Here is a 15,111-nt window from a genome sequence, read left to right as displayed (position 1 = left end):
CCGACCGGACAGACAGGAGCGACACGATGAGTACCGAGAACCGCGACGGCACCGGCGGGCACACGCCGCTGACTCCCCCGCCGGCAGCCGCAGCTCCGTCGGCCACGCCGGCCGCGAGCGCCGACCCTCCCACCCCTCCCGTGCCCCCGCGCGCCGCACCCGCAGACGGCGGGGTGGGCCGCACCTCCGGCGCGAAGGCCCTCACCGTGATCACCGCAGTCGTCGGTGGACTGGCGCTGCTCGGTGCCGGCGGAACGGCAGTGGCTGCCGCCGTGGGAGATCTCTCCCGCACCAACAGCGAGCAGTCCGTGAACGTCGACGGAATCGACACCCTCGACCTGGATGCGAGTGCGAGCACCGTGACCGTTCGGTTCAGTGACACTGATGACGCGGTCCTCTCCGTCGCCGGCGGACGCGGCGACTGGACCATGGAGCGCGAGAATGGGGAACTCGTTGTCCGTAGCCCTCGGGCCTTCCTCCCCTGGTGGTTCGGTGGCACCTGGTTCGGCGGTGAAGAACGCGTGGTGCTCACGCTCCCCGAGAGCCTGCAGTCGTCAAGTCTTGAGGCGAGGCTCTCCCTGAGCGCGGGGAATCTCGACGTCGAGGGAGAGTTCGGCGAACTCGCCATCGATCTGGGGGCCGGATCGGTGGTCGCAGACGGGTCGGCAACCTCGCTGACCGTTGACATGAGCGCCGGCCGCTCCGACATGGAGTTCGACGGCGTGAGCGAGGCCGACATCTCCGTCTCTGCTGGAAACATGGACCTCGTGCTCACCGGCGAGGCGCCGGACACCATTGGTATCGACGTTAGCGCCGGCTCGCTCTCGATCGTCGTTCCGGACGCTGAGTACAACGTGCTGCAGGACATCAGCGCCGGAACACTCGACAGCAAGGTCAACGAATCCACGAACGCGGGCCGGACGATCGATGTGTCGCTGTCCGCGGGAGACGTGAAGCTGCGACCGGGCAACTGACCGGCACGATCCATGGGATCGGGGCGTGAGGGCGGCGCGGAGACCCGCTCATCCCCTCACGCCCCGATTCGGATTTTCGGTCGAGTTCAGGTAAAGTCTTGGAGGTTGACGGGGCTATAGCTCAGGCGGTTAGAGCGCTTCACTGATAATGAAGAGGTCCCAGGTTCAAGTCCTGGTAGCCCCACTCTGCAACTCAACTCAACACCCTCACGGGGCCTTAGCTCAGTTGGTAGAGCGCCTGCTTTGCAAGCAGGATGTCAGGAGTTCGAATCTCCTAGGCTCCACAGACAACCCTCGACCAGATCATCGGCCGGGGGTTTCGTGCATCCGCATCATGGCCGATAGTGGATGCGTGCCCACCACATCGATGCATGCTCAGCAGTCCGCGCTCGTCGAGCGTGTGCGCGGCGTTCTCGCGGGCGAGCGAACGATGCGCGAAGTGTCGATGTTCGGCGGCCGCTCGTTCATGGTGCGGGAGAAGATGGTGGTGTCCGCCCTGAAGGACGGCGACCTTCTCGTCCGTGTCCCGGCCGATCGGCACGATGATCTGGTCGGCCACCGCGGCGCCTCGCAGGCCGAGATGGGGGCGGGACGAACGATGGGTGCCGGCTGGATACAGGTCGCTTCGGCATCCATCGACGAAGACGACGACCTGCGGTTCTGGATCACCGCGGCGCTCGGACACAACCGCTCCGTCACCGCCGGCTGAGTGGGCGCGCGGCGAGCGTCACCGACTCAGCGGCATCCGCTCTTCGAAGCGGACGAGCTTGTCGGGGTTCACGATCACGTAGAGGCGTGAGACGCGGCCGTCGGCGATGGTGATGCTGACCACCCCGACCAGCCGCCCGTCGAGTTCCATGCGGATGCCGGGTTCGCCGTTGACCGTCGTCAGCGACGCCACGGCGGCACCTCCCGCTTTCGCCATGCCGCCGACGAGCGCGCGCGCCAGGCGATCCGCTCCGACGATCGCGCGCCGCGCAGCACCGCGCACCTTCCCGCCGCCGTCGGCCACCGACACCACGTCGGGGGCGAGCACGTCCATGAGGCCCTGCAGATCACCCTCGTTGAGGGCGGTGACGAGCCGCTCGACGACCTCTTCGTGCTCCGAGCGCACCACTCGCATGCGCGGCCGCCGTGCTGAGACGTGGCCCTTCGCCCGGTGCGCGATCTGCCGGACCGCCGCTGACGACCGGCCGACGGCATCGGCGATCTCGTCGTACGGGACGTCGAACACCTCCCGCAGCACGAACACCGCGCGTTCGACGGGTCCGAGCGTCTCGAGCACCGTCAGCATCGCGATCGAGAGACTCTCGGCCAGTTCGATGTCCTCTGCCACATCCGGAGTCGTCAGCAGCGGCTCGGGCAGCCACTCCCCCACGTACTCCTCACGGCGGCGCGCGGCGGTGCGCAGGTGGTTGAGCGCCTGGCGCGTCACGATGCGCACGAGATAGGCACGCGGAGCGCTGACTTCGGACTGGTCGACCGACGACCACCGGATCCACGACTCCTGCAGCACGTCTTCGGCATCCGCCGCCGAGCCGAGAAGCTCATAGGCGACGGTGAACAGCAGGTTCCGGTGCACGACGAACGGGTCATCGTCGGCGCGTGGGGTGCTCGCCATGTCGGTAGCCTATGCGGCATCCGTCGCGAGCGGCCGCTCGGCGAGCGGCGCCAGGCCGCATGCGTCGGCGAACTGCTCCGATCGGATGCCGAGCGCGACGTTCATGCGCGCCGACATGTTCATGAAGGCGACGCGAGCGGCGAGCTCGACCAGCGCTGCCGGCCCGATCGCCGCCACCAGCTCGTCGGAGAGGTCGTCCGTCACCGCGGGAGGAGTGAGCGATGCCGCTTCCGCGTACTCCATGACCAGGCGCTCGGTCGGCGTGAACACCGTGGACTCCCGCCAGCGCGGCACCTGTCGCACCTTCGCCTCATCGAGTCCGCGGTTGTGAGCGAGGAAGTAGTTGAAGTCGAGGCAGAAGCTGCAGCCGACCGTCGAGGCGGCCGACATCACGGCGTACGAAGCGAGATTCTCATCGAGTTCGTGCCACCCTTCGACCTTGCGTCCGATGCCCATCGCGTCGAACATCACCTTCTTGTGGTGCCAGAGCACGCCCAGAGAGGCGGGTACGGTGCCCATCTTCCTGCGCGCCCCGAACTTCACCAGTGCCCCGAGGAATCCGGTCGGCTCGATCGCCGGGATGCGTGTGCCGGTCATGTCACTCTCCAATGCGTCGACAGGTCGTTGACATGAAGACACCGGCCGATGCCTCTGTGTGACACCACCGATGAATCTCCCCGACACCTGACCCGCCGAGAACGCACGAACCGCCCTTCCCGCGAGTCCGGAAGGGCGGTTCGTGCGTTCTCGCTGCCGTGGCGTTCAGCTCACGGCGAGACGGATGCGTTCGGCGAGCAGCTTCCGGTTCGCCGGTGTCAGTTCAAGCAGGGCGTAGGAGGTCGGCCACATCGTGCCGTCGTCGAGGTTCGCGATCGGTTCGAAGCCGAAGGTGCCGTAGCGCACCTTGAACTTGCTCGCCGGCTGGAAGAAGCAGAGCACCTTGCCGTCCTTGCCCCATCCCGGCATCCCGTAATACGTACGCGGCATCAGGTCGGGCGCGACCTCCATCACGAGTTCGTGCAGGCTCGTCGCGAGCTTCCTGTCGTTCGCATCGGGCAGCTTGGCGATCGCCTCCTTGAGGTCAGCCTCGCCCGCTGCGCGCTGCTCCTCCGGCGACTTCTTCGCCCGGGAACGCTTCGCTTTGGCCTCCTTCGCGGCGGCCTGCATCGCCTCGCGTTCTTCGGCGGTGAAGTTCTTCGTGTCCTCGGCCATGGCCGGTCCTTTCAATCGGTGTCGATGATGCACTCAGGTTACGGATGCCGCGGGAGGGAGCACTTCTCGATTCGTGATCGATGCAGCCCTCGGTTGCTCACGCCTCCTCCAGCAGGAAGGCGAGCTCGATGGCCCAGGCGGTCTTTCGACGCTCGAGGCGCGGATCGGTGCGGATGATCTCAAACCGTCCCACCCACGCGCCGGACACCGGATCGGCGAGGAAGGAGCGTTTCACCTCCTCGCCCCAGCCGAGCAACAGCCGATTCGCCTGCAGAGAACTGCCCCGGTAGGCGAGCAGCGCGTAGTCGCCGGACGGCTGCACCCCGGGCCGCACTCGGCCATCACCGGCGTGCTCGACACCGAAGACACCGACCTCGATCTCCATGTCGGCCGACATGTCGACCTGATGAAGACGCAGGAAGAACGGCCCGTCCGTCTGCAGCCGACGCTCGTCGAGCCACCCCGCGAGCTCGGCGATCAGCTGGTCTCGCACCCCCAGCATCCCTCGGAAGGGGGTCACCAGACGGATGCCGAGCGTCGCGGCCTCTTGTCGATGCACAATGCGCGGACCGTCGATCACGTCGAATGCCATGGCATCATGATCCACGTCCGGCGAGCAGGCGTCCAGGTGCCGGGGCGCACTGTCGCATGGGCCGGGACCACTGCCAGACTGGCGCCATGACCACAGTCTTCACCGGCCGCATCCGTCCCCTCGCCCCGGCGATCGACACGCTCGCCGAGGCGATGGCGGTCGACGAAGGCAGAATCCTCGCGATCGGAACGGACGTCGAGGTCAGCGGGCGCTTCCCGGATGCCGATAAGGTCGCCGTCGACGGGTGGGTCATGCCGGGGCTGATCGAGCCTCACGGGCATCCGGCGTACTCATCGATCCTCCTCTCCGACCTCGTCGTCGACATCCGGCCCGTGATCGTGCCTGACGCTGACGGCGTACTCGCCACGCTCCGGCGTGCAGTGGCGGATGCCGACGGGCCGGTGTTCGCGAACGGCTGGGATGCACTGCTGCAACGCGGATTGCCCGAGCCCGACCTCCGATTCCTCGACGAACTGGCCGGCACAGTGCCGCTGGTCGTGATCCACAACTCCGGGCACTCTGCCTACTTCAACACCGCTGCCGCGCTCGCCGCCGGCATCGACACGCAGACCCCTGACCCCGCCGGCGCCTCCTTCGGCCGCGACGCGAACGGTGATCTCACCGGGGTGGCGCTGGAAGAGGCGGCGGTCGAAAGAGTCGTCGCGCCGATGCTCGCGAACGCCCAGCAGCACCTCCCCCGACTGCTCACCGCCCATCTGTGCGACCTTGCATCTCGCGGCATCACCACCGTGTCGGACCTCTCGTGGAACCCTCAGTTGAATTCACTCGTCGATGCACTGCGCACTTCGGGTGCGCTGCCGGTCCGGCTGCGCTGGTACGAGATGTCACGCCCGGGTGGCACCGCGGCGGCGCGGGGTCCGGCCGACCCGCTCTTCCGGCAGGTCGGGGTGAAGACCTGGTCAGATGGCTCGCCCTGGATCGGGAACATCGCCACATCGTTCCCCTACCTCGACACGCAGGCGACGAGAAACCTCGGGCTCGAGCCCGACCACATCGGCGAGGCCAACTACACGGCGGGTGAACTCCTCGCCATCGCCGAGCCGTACGCGGCGGGAGGCTGGCAGCTCGCCTGCCACGCGCACGGCGACCGTGCGATCGACGCGACGCTCGACGTGTATGAGGAGATCATCACCCGGCAGGATCTCGCCGACCACCGCTTCCGGTTGGAGCACTGCGGAGCCATGACTCACGCCCAGTTCGAGCGGGCCGCGGCAATCGGCGTGACCGTCAGCCTCTTCGTCGATCACATCACCTACTGGGGCGAGGTGCTCGTCGACGATCTCTTCGGCCCCGAGCGCGGCGGTGCGTGGGCGGATGCCGGAGCGGCATTCGCCGCCGGTCACCGGGCCACCTTCCACAACGACGGCTGGGTCACCCCGAATGAGCCGTTCCGGAACATGGCGGTCGCGGAGACGCGCACGACGCGCAACGGATATCGGATGCCGGCCGGCACCCCTGTGACGCGGGAGCAGGCGCTCCGCGCGCAGACCGCGAATGCGGCTTGGCAGCTGTTCAGTGAGCACGAAGTCGGCGAGCTGACGCCCGGTCTCTTCGCGGACTTCATCGTCGTCGATCGCGATCCTGTCACCGTGCCGGCGGCGGAACTCGCCCAGACCGTGGTGCGCGCGACCTACCTGGCGGGGGCGCTGGTCGTCTGAGCCGGTGGCCGCGTTCGCCGGGCGGATAGGGTGAGAGCATGGACATGCGGGTCGCGGCGTACGCGGTCGTCACCGATGACGACGGGCGGCTGCTGCTGGCGCGCTGGACGGAGGGCCGTCGTGTCGCCTGGACGATGCCCGGCGGCGGGCTCGAACCAGGTGAAGCGCCCGAAGACGCCGTGCGCCGCGAGCTCCGGGAGGAGACTGGCTATTCGGTGAAGGTCGGTGAGCTGCTCGGCATCCATTCGCGGGTGATCCCCGCGAGCCAGCGCGTGCGCAGACCGGAAGCCGGCACGGCCGCCAGCCCGCTGCACACGCTGCGCATCGTCTACCGGGCTCAGGTGTCCGGCGGAAAACTCCGCTTCGAGACCGACGGTTCCACCGATATGGCCGGATGGTTCACGCTGCCGGACGTCGCCGAGCTGCAGCGCGTCAAACTCGTCGACATCGCGATGCGCATGGCCGGATTGCGTTAGCGAACCTCGGGCACCGAGATGTCGGCGACGGTCGCGCCGTAGGCGGCGATGAGGTCGTCGGCGTCGACGAACAGACTGTAGCCGTGACTGCCGGCGCCCATCGCGATGCGTCGACCCCTGATGGTCTCGTCTGCGAAGATCGGCCAGTCCGTGGTGCTTCCGATCGGGACGATCGTGCCCCGCTCGTATCCGGTGGCCGCGAGGGCGAGCTCGGGCTCGGGCAGGCGCAGCTTGTTCACGCCGACCAGTGCGCGCAGCTTCGGCCAGGAGATCGAGCGACCACCGGGGATCAGGGCGAAAAGGTACGTGTCATCGGAGCGTTTCACCACGAGCGTCTTGACGATGCCCGACGGATCGATGCCGAGAATCTCGGCTGCCTCGAAAAGGGTGCGCGCCTGCGGCCGTTCGCGGATCTCGATCTCGAGACCGCGCGCGGCTGCGGCGTTCAGCACCCGCGCATGACACTCGGCGGTGGTGGGCTGCGTGTCGCCCTCACCGTCGGCTGCGCGTGAACTCACGCGTCAGGCGCGGAGAGCGGGTCGTCCGCGACCCAGAGCTCGTCGTCTGCCCGCAGAGTCTGCCATGCGGCGTAGAGGACGCCGGCTGCCGCAGCAACGCCGAGCACGATCGCGATGATCGATCCGATACCGCGGCTCTTCTTCTGCTTAACCAGCACGTTGCCGCGCGGCGACGGAGCCTTGACTCCGAGGCGCTTCGCGTTGGCGACGTCCCACGCGGTCAGCGCACTGCCGACGACACCGCCGACGATCGGCACGACCTTGTCGTCGACGACATGCTTGCCGATCCTCACTCCGCGGTCGACGACCGGGGCGACCCGGCGGTGGTAGGTGTCCTGCACGACAGGAAGCACCTGCTCGCGACCCAGGTTGCCCAGCTGGTGGCTCGCCTCGCGAGCCACGTCGGCGGCGTGACCGACGAGCACCTGCTGCGACTCCCAGAGCTGAGTGGCGTCCTTCTGCAGACGACGCAGTTGCTTCTTCCGCTTGCGGCTGAGGCTCACGATGTTCTCCTGTCCATTGGAGTACGGGTTCCCCATCTTGCCAGACGAGGCTGTACGTCGGGCGGGAATCCCCGCGCCCTTGCCTAAACACACGGCGCACGCTAGCTTGCCCCGATCCTCGGCTCCGGGCGAACTCTTCGGAAGCTCTGCGAGAATGAAGGCATGCCTCATGCTTCCCACATCGCAACCCTGCACACCAACCACGGTGACATCGTCATCAACCTCTTCGGAGACCAGGCCCCGAAGACAGTCAAGAACTTCGTCGGCCTCGCCGACGGGTCCCAGGACTGGACGCACCCCGCCACCGGCAAGCCGGGCGAGGGTCCTCTCTATAAGGACGTCATCTTCCACCGCATCATCCCGAACTTCATGATCCAGGGCGGCGACCCGCTCGGTCAGGGCGTCGGCGGCCCCGGCTACAACTTCAACGACGAGATCAACGCCGAGCTGAACTTCGACGAGCCCTACATCCTCGCCATGGCGAACGCGGGCCTGCGCCGCAACCCTGCCACGGGCGAGCTCGAGGGCACGAACGGCTCGCAGTTCTTCATCACGACCGACCCCACCCCCTGGCTCATGGGCAAGCACACGATCTTCGGCGCCGTCGCCGATGACGCATCGAAGGCCGTCGTCGACGCCATCGCCGCCGTTCCCACGGCAGCCGGCGACCGGCCGATCGAGCCCGTCGTCCTGCAGTCGATCGACATCGTCGCGGCCTGACCGCGCTGCCGATCCGGATGACGAGCTCTGAGTTCGCGAGCAATCGCGACAACTTCTGCTACCGGCATCCGGATCGGCAGAGCTTCGTGCTCTGTCAGCGGTGCCTGCGAACGATCTGCCCCGAATGCCAGACCCCGGCGCCCGTCGGCGTCATCTGCCCCGAATGCATGAAGTCGGAGCGCAAGTCCGAGACCCCGTCGCAGCGTAAGGCGCGTCGTCGCTGGCGCGGAGGCAGCGGGACGCTCACCGCCGTTCGCAGCGGCAAGCCGATCGTCACCTATACGCTGCTCGCGCTGACCTCGTTCATCGGACTGGTGCAGCTCATCCCGGGGCTCGGTCCGCAGATCACCGAGGCGCTCCTGTTCGGGGCGCGCTATCTGTATCCGAGCATCCTGCCGTTCCCGTTCGAACCCTGGCGTCTGCTCACGGTGATGTTCGTGCACGGCGGTTTCATCCATCTCGCCCTGAACATGCTGGCGCTGTGGATGCTGGGGCAAAATCTCGAGCCGATGCTCGGTCGTGCCCGCTATCTCGCGTTGTACCTGATCAGCGGCCTAGGCGGGTCGGTCGCGGTCGCGATATTGGATCCGGGCGGCCTGACGGTTGGCGCCTCCGGCGCGATCTTCGGCCTGATGGCGGCGCTGCTGATCATCGGACGCCACATCGGCGCGAACGTCACGGGGCTCCTCGTCATCCTCGGGATCAACTTCGCCTTCGGATTCTTCGTCGGGGGCATCGCCTGGCAGGCCCACCTCGGCGGGGCGATCGTCGGGGCCCTGATCGCCCTGATCCTCACCCGTACGCGACGCCGGGAGCAGCGCACCTGGCAGATCATCCTGCTCGCGACGTTGGTCGTCGCGCTAGTCGTGCTGGTGGCCTTCGTCCCACCGCTCATCCTTCTCGCCTGATCAGAAGTTGTTAACAGAGTTTTCGGACCTGTGAATAACACCGGTGTAATTCTCCCCACCCTGTGCACAACCCTGTGCATAACTCGATCTGACCGATCCCCAAGCGCCGCAGGCGGAGGGATGTTCTCGGGAGTGAGCATCGGGAGGGGCCCGCGAAGCGGGAGGGGCCCCGCTCTGCAAACGAAGAGAACATCCCTCCGCCTGCCCCACGAAGAAAGGCCCCCCGCTGAGCGGGAGGCCTTCGATGTTCGAACCGCTGGTCAGCGCCAGCGCGTCGTCATGAGGAAGCCGATGAGCGCGATGCCGAGGCCGATGCCGAGGTTCCAGTTGCCGAGGCCCGGGATCGGGTACGCCATGCCCGAGATGTAGAAGACGAGGATCCACGCGAGACCCAGCAGCATGAAGCCGATCATCACCGGCTTGAACCATACGGCGTTGGGAGCCGCCTCGCCTTCGGCGCGCTCGACGACGGGTTCTTCGTTCTTGCGGTCTCGTGCCATGCCGACATTCTACCCACCGGACCTCGATTCCTCAGCCCCGTCGACCGCGAGACTGCACTCGCGCGCCGAGACAGTGACGCAACGTCGCGTTCTCGGCGCGCACGTGCAGTCTCGGCGTCGGGAGGGCGGCAGCGGAGGGGTCACTCACCTGGGCGGGATATGATCGCGCCATGACTGCATCCGCCGTGTCGGAGACACGACGAGCGCGTCGCCGCCGCCCTCGCTCGCGCGCGACGTTCACGAGCGTGCTCGGAGAGCTCTTGCTCACCGCGGGCGTCATCGTGCTGCTCTTCGTCGCCTGGCAGATGTGGATCGGCGACATCATCATCGCCGCCCAGAAGAACGAAGAGGGGGCAGCGATCTCGCAGGAGTGGGCGAAGGCTCCGGCTCCGGAGCCGCCACCGCTTGTCGAGGCTGACGACGGAACGACCTACTACGAACCCGTGATCCCGGCCCCCCCGGCCGAGACAGAGCTGCTCGGCCGTCTGCTCGTTCCCCGATTCGGCGCCGACTACAACTTCGGCATCTATGGCGGAACCACCCGCGCCCGCACTCTCGACAAGCTCGGCATAGGCGTCTACGAGAACTCGAAGATGCCCGGCGAGGTCGGCAACTTCTCGGTGGCCGGCCATCGCACGACCTGGGGAAAGCCGCTCAATCAGATCGACAAGTTGCAGCTCGGCGACGCGATCGTCGTCGAGACGCCGGACGGCTGGTACACCTACCGGTTCCGCACGCTCGAGTACGTCAAGCCGAGTGCCACCGATGTGCTGCTCGACGTGCCCCAGGCCCCGGCATCGCAGACCGGTGAGCGTTTCATCACCCTCACCGCCTGCTCTCCGCTCTACTCGCTCGCTGAGCGGATCGTCGCCTACGGGGTCTTCGAGGCCTTCCAGCCCCGGGCCGAAGGACCCCCGAAGGCCCTGACCGACCCGCCGCCCCCGCCGGCTGCGCCCTCGGTATAGAACATGCAGACGCACGAGAGAGAAGACTGATGTACGCGGCAATCTGGCGACTGCTGCCCGGCCCATGGTGGCTGCGGCTGTTCATCGTGCTCATCGCGATCGCAGCGATCCTCTACGGACTCTTCTTCTACGTCTTCCCCTGGATCAGCCCACTCGTCACGCCCGGCGAGGTCGACCTCGAATGACCTGGGTGCTCGTGGTCGACAACCACGACAGCTTCGTGCACACCCTCGTCGGCTACCTGCGTGAGCTCGGAGCCGACGTCGACATGATCGAAGCGGATGCGGTCGATGCGACGGGCCTCGAGCAACTGCTGCCCGGGTTCGACGGGGTCCTGCTCTCGCCAGGACCCGGGACTCCGGCCGACGCTGGAGCCTCGCTGGATGCCGTGCGCATCGCCGCGCGGATGCGGATGCCGCTTCTCGGCGTGTGCCTCGGCCACCAGGTGATCGGCACGGCCTTCGGGGTCGCGGTGCGCGAGGCGCCCGAGCTCATGCACGGCATGGTGTCGCAGGTGATCCATGACGGATCGGCGCTGTTCTCCGGCATCCCCTCGCCCTTCGCTGCCGGCCGCTACCATTCGCTCGCGGTCACGGCGGACGACCTGCCCGAGGACTTCACCGTGACCGCCACGACCGAGACCGGCACGGTGATGGGCGTCTCACACACGCGGCTGCCCATCCATGGCGTGCAGTTCCACCCCGAGAGCGTCCTCACCGAGGGCGGCTATCGCCTGCTCGCGAACTGGCTCGAGTCGTGTGGAGCCGACGGGGCCGTTGCGCGCTCGACGTCGCTCAACGCGCTGTCGCGCTGATTGCCACCCGTCTCGAGCGCGCTCTACGACCCGGTGCAGTGGCGCAGTTCGACCGTCGAGCCCACCGGGACGTCGCCGGGGGCGACCGACATCGACGTCACCGTCGGCGGGTCCGTCGCCGCGCAGTCGCCGAGGGGCACGGGCGTCGGGGTGAGGCCGAGGTCTTCGAGCGCCTTCGTGGCGGCATCCATGGTCCAGCCGCTGACGTCGGCGAGCGTGACCTTGCCGCTGGCGACCACGAGGTTCACCGCAGTGCCGGGGGCGACCTCGGCGTCTGCGGCCTCACTCGCCTCGATCACCGTGTCGGCGGCGAGGCTCTTGTCGTTGCGCTGGATGACCGAGCCGAGTTCGAGCCCCGCGGCGGCGAGCGCGTCCTTCGCGGCGGCCAGTGACATGCCCTCCAGCGTCGGCACGACGACCGTCTCCACCCCGGTGGAGACGTACACCGTGATCGCGTCGCCCTCGCTCACAGTGACACCGGCCTCCGGATCGGTGCGGATCACGTTGCCCTCGGTGATGTCGGTACTCGACTGCAGCACCAGCTTCGCGGTGAGGTCGAGCTTGCCGAGATCCTGCTGCGCGCGCTCGGCCGACACATTCACGAGGTCCGGCACGATGCGGGCGGAACTCGGGACGTCGGGAGGACGCATGCTGATCGTGACGACCCAGAACAGCACGGATGCCAGCAGGACGGCGAGCAGCGCGACCCCCGCCCAGATCCAGGCCACGGGCGGGCCGGACTGCGTGCGCGTCATGGTCGTGTCCGCGCTCAGCTGGCGCAACGACCTCGCCGTCTCCTGCGCCTGACGAGGACTGGGTCCATACAGCTCGCTGGTCAGTGCGCCGAGCTGCTTGCGGCTCGGGGCGTGACCGGTGGTCGCGGCATCCAGAGCTGCGCGGAACTGCGAGGCGTCGGAGTAGCGCTGATAGGGGTCCTTCGCGAGCGCCCGCAGCACGATCGGGTCGAGCGCGCCGGGGGCGTCCTCGTTGACCTCGGTCGGCGGCACCGGCGTCTCGCTGACGTGCTGATAGGCCACGGCGACGGGCGACTCGCCACGGAAGGGCTGCCGGCCGGTGAGCAGTTCGTAGAGCACCACACCGGTGGAGTACAGGTCGGCGCGGGGGTCGACGGGCTCGCCCTTCGCCTGTTCCGGCGAGAAGTATGCGGCGGTCCCGAGGATCTGCGTCGTCTCGGCCACAGTCGAGGAGGAGTCCGACACCGCGCGGGCGATGCCGAAGTCCATGACCTTGACCTGGCCCTTCTCGGTCACCATGACGTTGCCGGGCTTGATGTCACGGTGAACGACACCGGCCCGGTGCGAGTAGTCGAGCGCCTCGAGGATGCCGTCGACGTAGCGCACCGCGTCGGCGACGGGCACGGGGCCTGTCGAGATGATGTCCTTCAGCAACGTGCCGGTGACCAGTTCCATCACGATGTACGGCACGACCGTGCCTGCATCGGCCCCGGCCTCGTCACCGGCGTCGTAGACGCGCACGATCGACGGATGCGACATGCGTGACGCCGCCTGCGCCTCCAGCCGGAAACGGGTGCGGAAGGCGGTGTCGCGCGCGAGCTCGGCGTCGAGGATCTTGATGGCGACATCGCGGCCGAGGGTCAGGTCGTACCCGCGGTAGACCTTCGCCATGCCGCCGTGCCCGATGAGCTCGTCGACGCGGTATCTACCCGCGAGAACGCGTGGCTCTGTGGACACGGAGACCCCCTGATACGGCTGGTGAAACTGTTCTCAAGACTACGGGGCTACCCGTCGGTCCCCCCGGCGTCCTCGCCGCCGTCAGGAACAGCGGGAAGGATCAGCCGACCGGGCATCGAATCCGAAGGCTCGGAGGGCATCTCGCCGCAGAAGACCCGGTAGGTCGCTGTGACGCTCTGACCTGCCGTTCCCGGAATGATCTTGGTCGTCAGGACGCTCGGGCCGAAGCTGCGGATCGACTCGCCGGCGTTTCCACCGGCGAATGTGGCGTTGGTGAGCGTGACCTCGAAGGCCGAACGCGGTGCGGTGCCGGACGGGCATTCGAAGCTCGGCCAGTTCATGGTGATCTCCTGACCCGATATCGGCTCGCCGGCGAGTGTCGGGGTTCCGGAGGGCTTACCGACCTTCACCTGCTCCTTGAAGGTCGTGAGAGTGATCGCGGTACCCTCGGCGACGTTGCCACCGGGCTGCACGGTCTCGACAGTACCTACCTGCTCGGCACTCGGGGCGACCGTGTTTCCGACGACGCACTCGGCCGGGAGACCAGCATCGATGGCCTTCTGCATCGCGGCATCGCACGGCATTCCCACAAGGCCGAGCGCGTCGACATCGATCAGCTCAGGCTCCGGAGCCGTCGTCTCCGTGGGCGGTGGCGGCGTCGGCGTGGAGTTCGCGCCCGTCTGCGTCTCGGTCGGGGCGGCCTTCGGGTCGCCGCCCTGGTTCGTCAGCGCCCAGATCGTTCCGCCGAGCACGATCAGCAGAAGCGCGATCAGCGCGATGAGCGGCCAGGTCCACGGACTCCGCTTCTTCTTCTTCTCCGGTTCCGGCTCGCCATCCTCGAGAGGAAGTGAGGCGGTGGTCGGGAGGATGCGGGTGGAATCCGCGCCGACGACACCGGTCAGCATCCGGGTCGCGTCGTCATCGCCGGCGATCCCGCCGGTGGCGATGGCGGGCACCGCGATCGCGGCGGAGTTCAGATCGCCGCGGCGCAGCGCCTGCGCAGCACGCGCGACGGTTGCCGACGACGACGGCCGATCCGCGGGCTTCTTGGCGATCATCGCCATGACGAGGTTCTGCACCGGGATCGGCACGGTCGGAGGCAGCGGCGGAGGCTGCTCGTTGATCTGCGCCATCGCGATCGCGACCTGCGATTCGCCGGTGAACGGACGCCTGCCCGCCAGGCATTCGTACGCCACGATGCCGAGAGAATAGGTGTCGGTCGCTGGAGACGCCGGGTGCCCCGACGCCTGCTCCGGCGACAGGTACTGCACGGTTCCCATCACCTGACCGGTCGCAGTCAGCGGCACCTGGTCGGCGATGCGGGCGATACCGAAGTCGGTGATCTTGACGCGACCGTCGGGGGTGATCAGCAGGTTGCCCGGCTTGATGTCACGGTGCACGAGGCCGGCGGCGTGGGCGGCCTGCAGTGCGGATGCCGTCTGGGCGACGATGTCGAGCGTCTTGTCTGCGCTCAGCGCACCGTCGCGTTCGAGAATCGTCGAGAGCGCTTCACCGGGGACGAGCTCCATGACGAGGTAGGCGCTGCCGTTCTCCTCGCCGTAGTCGAACACGCTGGCGATGCCCTCGTGGTTGACGAGAGCGGCGTGGCGCGCCTCCGCGCGGAATCGCTCGAGGAATCCGGGGTCCCCCATGTATTCGTCTTTGAGGATCTTGATGGCGACGGTACGTCCGATGACGTGATCCGTCGCCTCCCACACCTCGCCCATGCCACCGATCGCGATCCGCGACTGCAGCTCGTAGCGACCACCGAACGACACACCCTGCGTCGGCCTCATCTGCCCAGCACCGCCTCTATGACCTTCTTCGCAATCGGAGCGGCGATGGAGTCGCCGGATCCGGATTGTCCCTGTCCGCCGCCGTCTTCGACGACTACCGCTACTGCGACCGCCGGGTCGT

Annotated in this window: 18 protein-coding genes and 2 tRNA genes; 11 read left to right on the top strand and 9 right to left on the bottom strand. The window is 67.6% G+C overall.

The window, feature by feature from the left end:
• The 4 genes from RIN18_RS16415 to RIN18_RS16400 form a co-directional block, all read left to right on the top strand.
• A partial coding sequence (locus RIN18_RS16415) for a DUF4097 family beta strand repeat-containing protein (protein ID WP_309105063.1) occupies positions 1 to 974 on the top strand: 974 nt, incomplete at its 5' end.
• A 110-nt stretch (positions 975 to 1,084) separates the two neighbouring features.
• Positions 1,085 to 1,158: transfer RNA gene (locus RIN18_RS16410), tRNA-Ile, on the top strand.
• 27 nt (positions 1,159 to 1,185) lie between these two features.
• Positions 1,186 to 1,258: transfer RNA gene (locus RIN18_RS16405), tRNA-Ala, on the top strand.
• Between the two features lie 68 nt (positions 1,259 to 1,326).
• On the top strand, positions 1,327 to 1,683 hold the full coding sequence (locus RIN18_RS16400; protein WP_309105062.1) for a TfoX/Sxy family protein: 357 nt from the start codon (positions 1,327 to 1,329) through the stop codon (positions 1,681 to 1,683).
• Positions 1,684 to 1,701: 18 nt separating this feature from the next.
• Here RIN18_RS16400 and RIN18_RS16395 read toward each other — a convergent pair whose 3' ends face one another.
• The 4 genes from RIN18_RS16395 to RIN18_RS16380 form a co-directional block, all read right to left on the bottom strand.
• On the bottom strand, positions 1,702 to 2,595 hold the full coding sequence (locus tag RIN18_RS16395; RefSeq protein ID WP_309105061.1) for an RNA polymerase sigma-70 factor: 894 nt from the start codon (positions 2,593 to 2,595) through the stop codon (positions 1,702 to 1,704).
• A 9-nt stretch (positions 2,596 to 2,604) separates the two neighbouring features.
• A complete protein-coding gene (locus tag RIN18_RS16390; RefSeq protein WP_309105060.1) occupies positions 2,605 to 3,192 on the bottom strand; it encodes a carboxymuconolactone decarboxylase family protein in 588 nt (195 codons plus the stop codon).
• A gap of 165 nt (positions 3,193 to 3,357) precedes the next feature.
• A complete protein-coding gene (locus tag RIN18_RS16385; protein ID WP_309105059.1) occupies positions 3,358 to 3,807 on the bottom strand; it encodes a DUF1801 domain-containing protein in 450 nt (149 codons plus the stop codon).
• A 97-nt stretch (positions 3,808 to 3,904) separates the two neighbouring features.
• Positions 3,905 to 4,399: a hypothetical protein gene (locus RIN18_RS16380; RefSeq protein WP_309105058.1), complete on the bottom strand. Its 495-nt coding sequence runs from the start codon at positions 4,397 to 4,399 to the stop codon at positions 3,905 to 3,907.
• An 86-nt stretch (positions 4,400 to 4,485) separates the two neighbouring features.
• Here RIN18_RS16380 and RIN18_RS16375 point away from each other — a divergent pair, with 86 nt between their 5' ends.
• Together RIN18_RS16375 and RIN18_RS16370 are read left to right on the top strand one after the other, a co-directional pair.
• A complete protein-coding gene (locus RIN18_RS16375) occupies positions 4,486 to 6,078 on the top strand; it encodes an amidohydrolase (protein ID WP_309105057.1) in 1,593 nt (530 codons plus the stop codon).
• 38 nt (positions 6,079 to 6,116) lie between these two features.
• Positions 6,117 to 6,554, top strand: coding sequence for an NUDIX domain-containing protein (locus tag RIN18_RS16370; protein ID WP_309105056.1), 438 nt, complete (start codon positions 6,117 to 6,119; stop codon positions 6,552 to 6,554).
• Here the strand turns inward: RIN18_RS16370 and RIN18_RS16365 are convergent.
• Together RIN18_RS16365 and RIN18_RS16360 are read right to left on the bottom strand one after the other, a co-directional pair.
• A complete protein-coding gene (locus tag RIN18_RS16365; RefSeq protein WP_309105064.1) occupies positions 6,551 to 7,006 on the bottom strand; it encodes a YbaK/EbsC family protein in 456 nt (151 codons plus the stop codon). The genes RIN18_RS16370 and RIN18_RS16365 overlap by 4 nt on opposite strands.
• A gap of 62 nt (positions 7,007 to 7,068) precedes the next feature.
• A complete protein-coding gene (locus RIN18_RS16360) occupies positions 7,069 to 7,575 on the bottom strand; it encodes a DNA helicase (RefSeq protein ID WP_309105055.1) in 507 nt (168 codons plus the stop codon).
• 162 nt (positions 7,576 to 7,737) lie between these two features.
• On the opposite strand from RIN18_RS16360, the gene RIN18_RS16355 reads away from it, so the two are divergent.
• On the top strand, positions 7,738 to 8,295 hold the full coding sequence (locus RIN18_RS16355; RefSeq protein WP_309105054.1) for a peptidylprolyl isomerase: 558 nt from the start codon (positions 7,738 to 7,740) through the stop codon (positions 8,293 to 8,295).
• 17 nt (positions 8,296 to 8,312) lie between these two features.
• Positions 8,313 to 9,203, top strand: coding sequence for a rhomboid family intramembrane serine protease (locus RIN18_RS16350; protein WP_309105053.1), 891 nt, complete (start codon positions 8,313 to 8,315; stop codon positions 9,201 to 9,203).
• Between the two features lie 260 nt (positions 9,204 to 9,463).
• Here RIN18_RS16350 and RIN18_RS16345 read toward each other — a convergent pair whose 3' ends face one another.
• Positions 9,464 to 9,703, bottom strand: a complete 240-nt coding sequence (locus tag RIN18_RS16345) for a cell division protein CrgA (RefSeq protein ID WP_309105052.1) — start codon at positions 9,701 to 9,703, stop codon at positions 9,464 to 9,466.
• Positions 9,704 to 9,873: 170 nt separating this feature from the next.
• Between RIN18_RS16345 and RIN18_RS16340 the strand changes: the two genes are divergently transcribed.
• Genes RIN18_RS16340 through RIN18_RS16330 form a run of 3 tightly spaced genes read left to right on the top strand, consistent with a single transcriptional unit; the run spans position 9,874 to position 11,482 of the window.
• Positions 9,874 to 10,668 (top strand): class E sortase, encoded by a 795-nt coding sequence (locus tag RIN18_RS16340; RefSeq protein ID WP_309105051.1) that lies wholly within the window; start codon positions 9,874 to 9,876, stop codon positions 10,666 to 10,668.
• Between the two features lie 29 nt (positions 10,669 to 10,697).
• Positions 10,698 to 10,853: a hypothetical protein gene (locus tag RIN18_RS16335; RefSeq protein ID WP_309105050.1), complete on the top strand. Its 156-nt coding sequence runs from the start codon at positions 10,698 to 10,700 to the stop codon at positions 10,851 to 10,853.
• On the top strand, positions 10,850 to 11,482 hold the full coding sequence (locus RIN18_RS16330) for a gamma-glutamyl-gamma-aminobutyrate hydrolase family protein (protein ID WP_309105049.1): 633 nt from the start codon (positions 10,850 to 10,852) through the stop codon (positions 11,480 to 11,482). Before RIN18_RS16335 ends, RIN18_RS16330 begins: the two co-directional genes overlap by 4 nt.
• A 23-nt stretch (positions 11,483 to 11,505) precedes the next feature.
• Here the strand turns inward: RIN18_RS16330 and pknB are convergent, their stop codons facing one another.
• On the bottom strand, positions 11,506 to 13,194 hold the full coding sequence (gene pknB, locus RIN18_RS16325; protein ID WP_309105048.1) for a Stk1 family PASTA domain-containing Ser/Thr kinase: 1,689 nt from the start codon (positions 13,192 to 13,194) through the stop codon (positions 11,506 to 11,508).
• A gap of 47 nt (positions 13,195 to 13,241) precedes the next feature.
• Entirely contained in the window at positions 13,242 to 14,990 is a 1,749-nt protein-coding gene (locus RIN18_RS16320; protein WP_309105047.1) for a serine/threonine protein kinase, read from the bottom strand.
• Between the last annotated feature and the right edge of the window lie 121 nt (positions 14,991 to 15,111).

It is taken from the genome of Microbacterium sp. (assembly GCF_031179285.1).
Lineage (GTDB): Bacteria > Actinomycetota > Actinomycetes > Actinomycetales > Microbacteriaceae > Microbacterium.
The sequence above is the reverse complement of the archived record's forward strand: the minus strand, read 5'-3'. Positions and strand labels throughout refer to the sequence as shown.

What these genes read in the sequence shown, in the direction of transcription:
- RIN18_RS16380 (WP_309105058.1), bottom strand. Translation starts at nt 4,399, where the DNA reads ATGGCATTCGACGTGATCGACGGTCCGCGCATTGTGCATCGACAAGAG.
- RIN18_RS16320 (WP_309105047.1), bottom strand. Translation starts at nt 14,990, where the DNA reads ATGAGGCCGACGCAGGGTGTGTCGTTCGGTGGTCGCTACGAGCTGCAG.
- RIN18_RS16355 (WP_309105054.1), top strand. Translation starts at nt 7,738, where the DNA reads ATGCCTCATGCTTCCCACATCGCAACCCTGCACACCAACCACGGTGAC.
- RIN18_RS16390 (WP_309105060.1), bottom strand. Translation starts at nt 3,192, where the DNA reads ATGACCGGCACACGCATCCCGGCGATCGAGCCGACCGGATTCCTCGGG.
- RIN18_RS16385 (WP_309105059.1), bottom strand. Translation starts at nt 3,807, where the DNA reads ATGGCCGAGGACACGAAGAACTTCACCGCCGAAGAACGCGAGGCGATG.
- RIN18_RS16350 (WP_309105053.1), top strand. Translation starts at nt 8,313, where the DNA reads ATGACGAGCTCTGAGTTCGCGAGCAATCGCGACAACTTCTGCTACCGG.
- RIN18_RS16395 (WP_309105061.1), bottom strand. Translation starts at nt 2,595, where the DNA reads ATGGCGAGCACCCCACGCGCCGACGATGACCCGTTCGTCGTGCACCGG.
- RIN18_RS16345 (WP_309105052.1), bottom strand. Translation starts at nt 9,703, where the DNA reads ATGGCACGAGACCGCAAGAACGAAGAACCCGTCGTCGAGCGCGCCGAA.
- RIN18_RS16335 (WP_309105050.1), top strand. Translation starts at nt 10,698, where the DNA reads ATGTACGCGGCAATCTGGCGACTGCTGCCCGGCCCATGGTGGCTGCGG.
- RIN18_RS16340 (WP_309105051.1), top strand. Translation starts at nt 9,874, where the DNA reads ATGACTGCATCCGCCGTGTCGGAGACACGACGAGCGCGTCGCCGCCGC.
- RIN18_RS16370 (WP_309105056.1), top strand. Translation starts at nt 6,117, where the DNA reads ATGGACATGCGGGTCGCGGCGTACGCGGTCGTCACCGATGACGACGGG.
- RIN18_RS16330 (WP_309105049.1), top strand. Translation starts at nt 10,850, where the DNA reads ATGACCTGGGTGCTCGTGGTCGACAACCACGACAGCTTCGTGCACACC.
- RIN18_RS16375 (WP_309105057.1), top strand. Translation starts at nt 4,486, where the DNA reads ATGACCACAGTCTTCACCGGCCGCATCCGTCCCCTCGCCCCGGCGATC.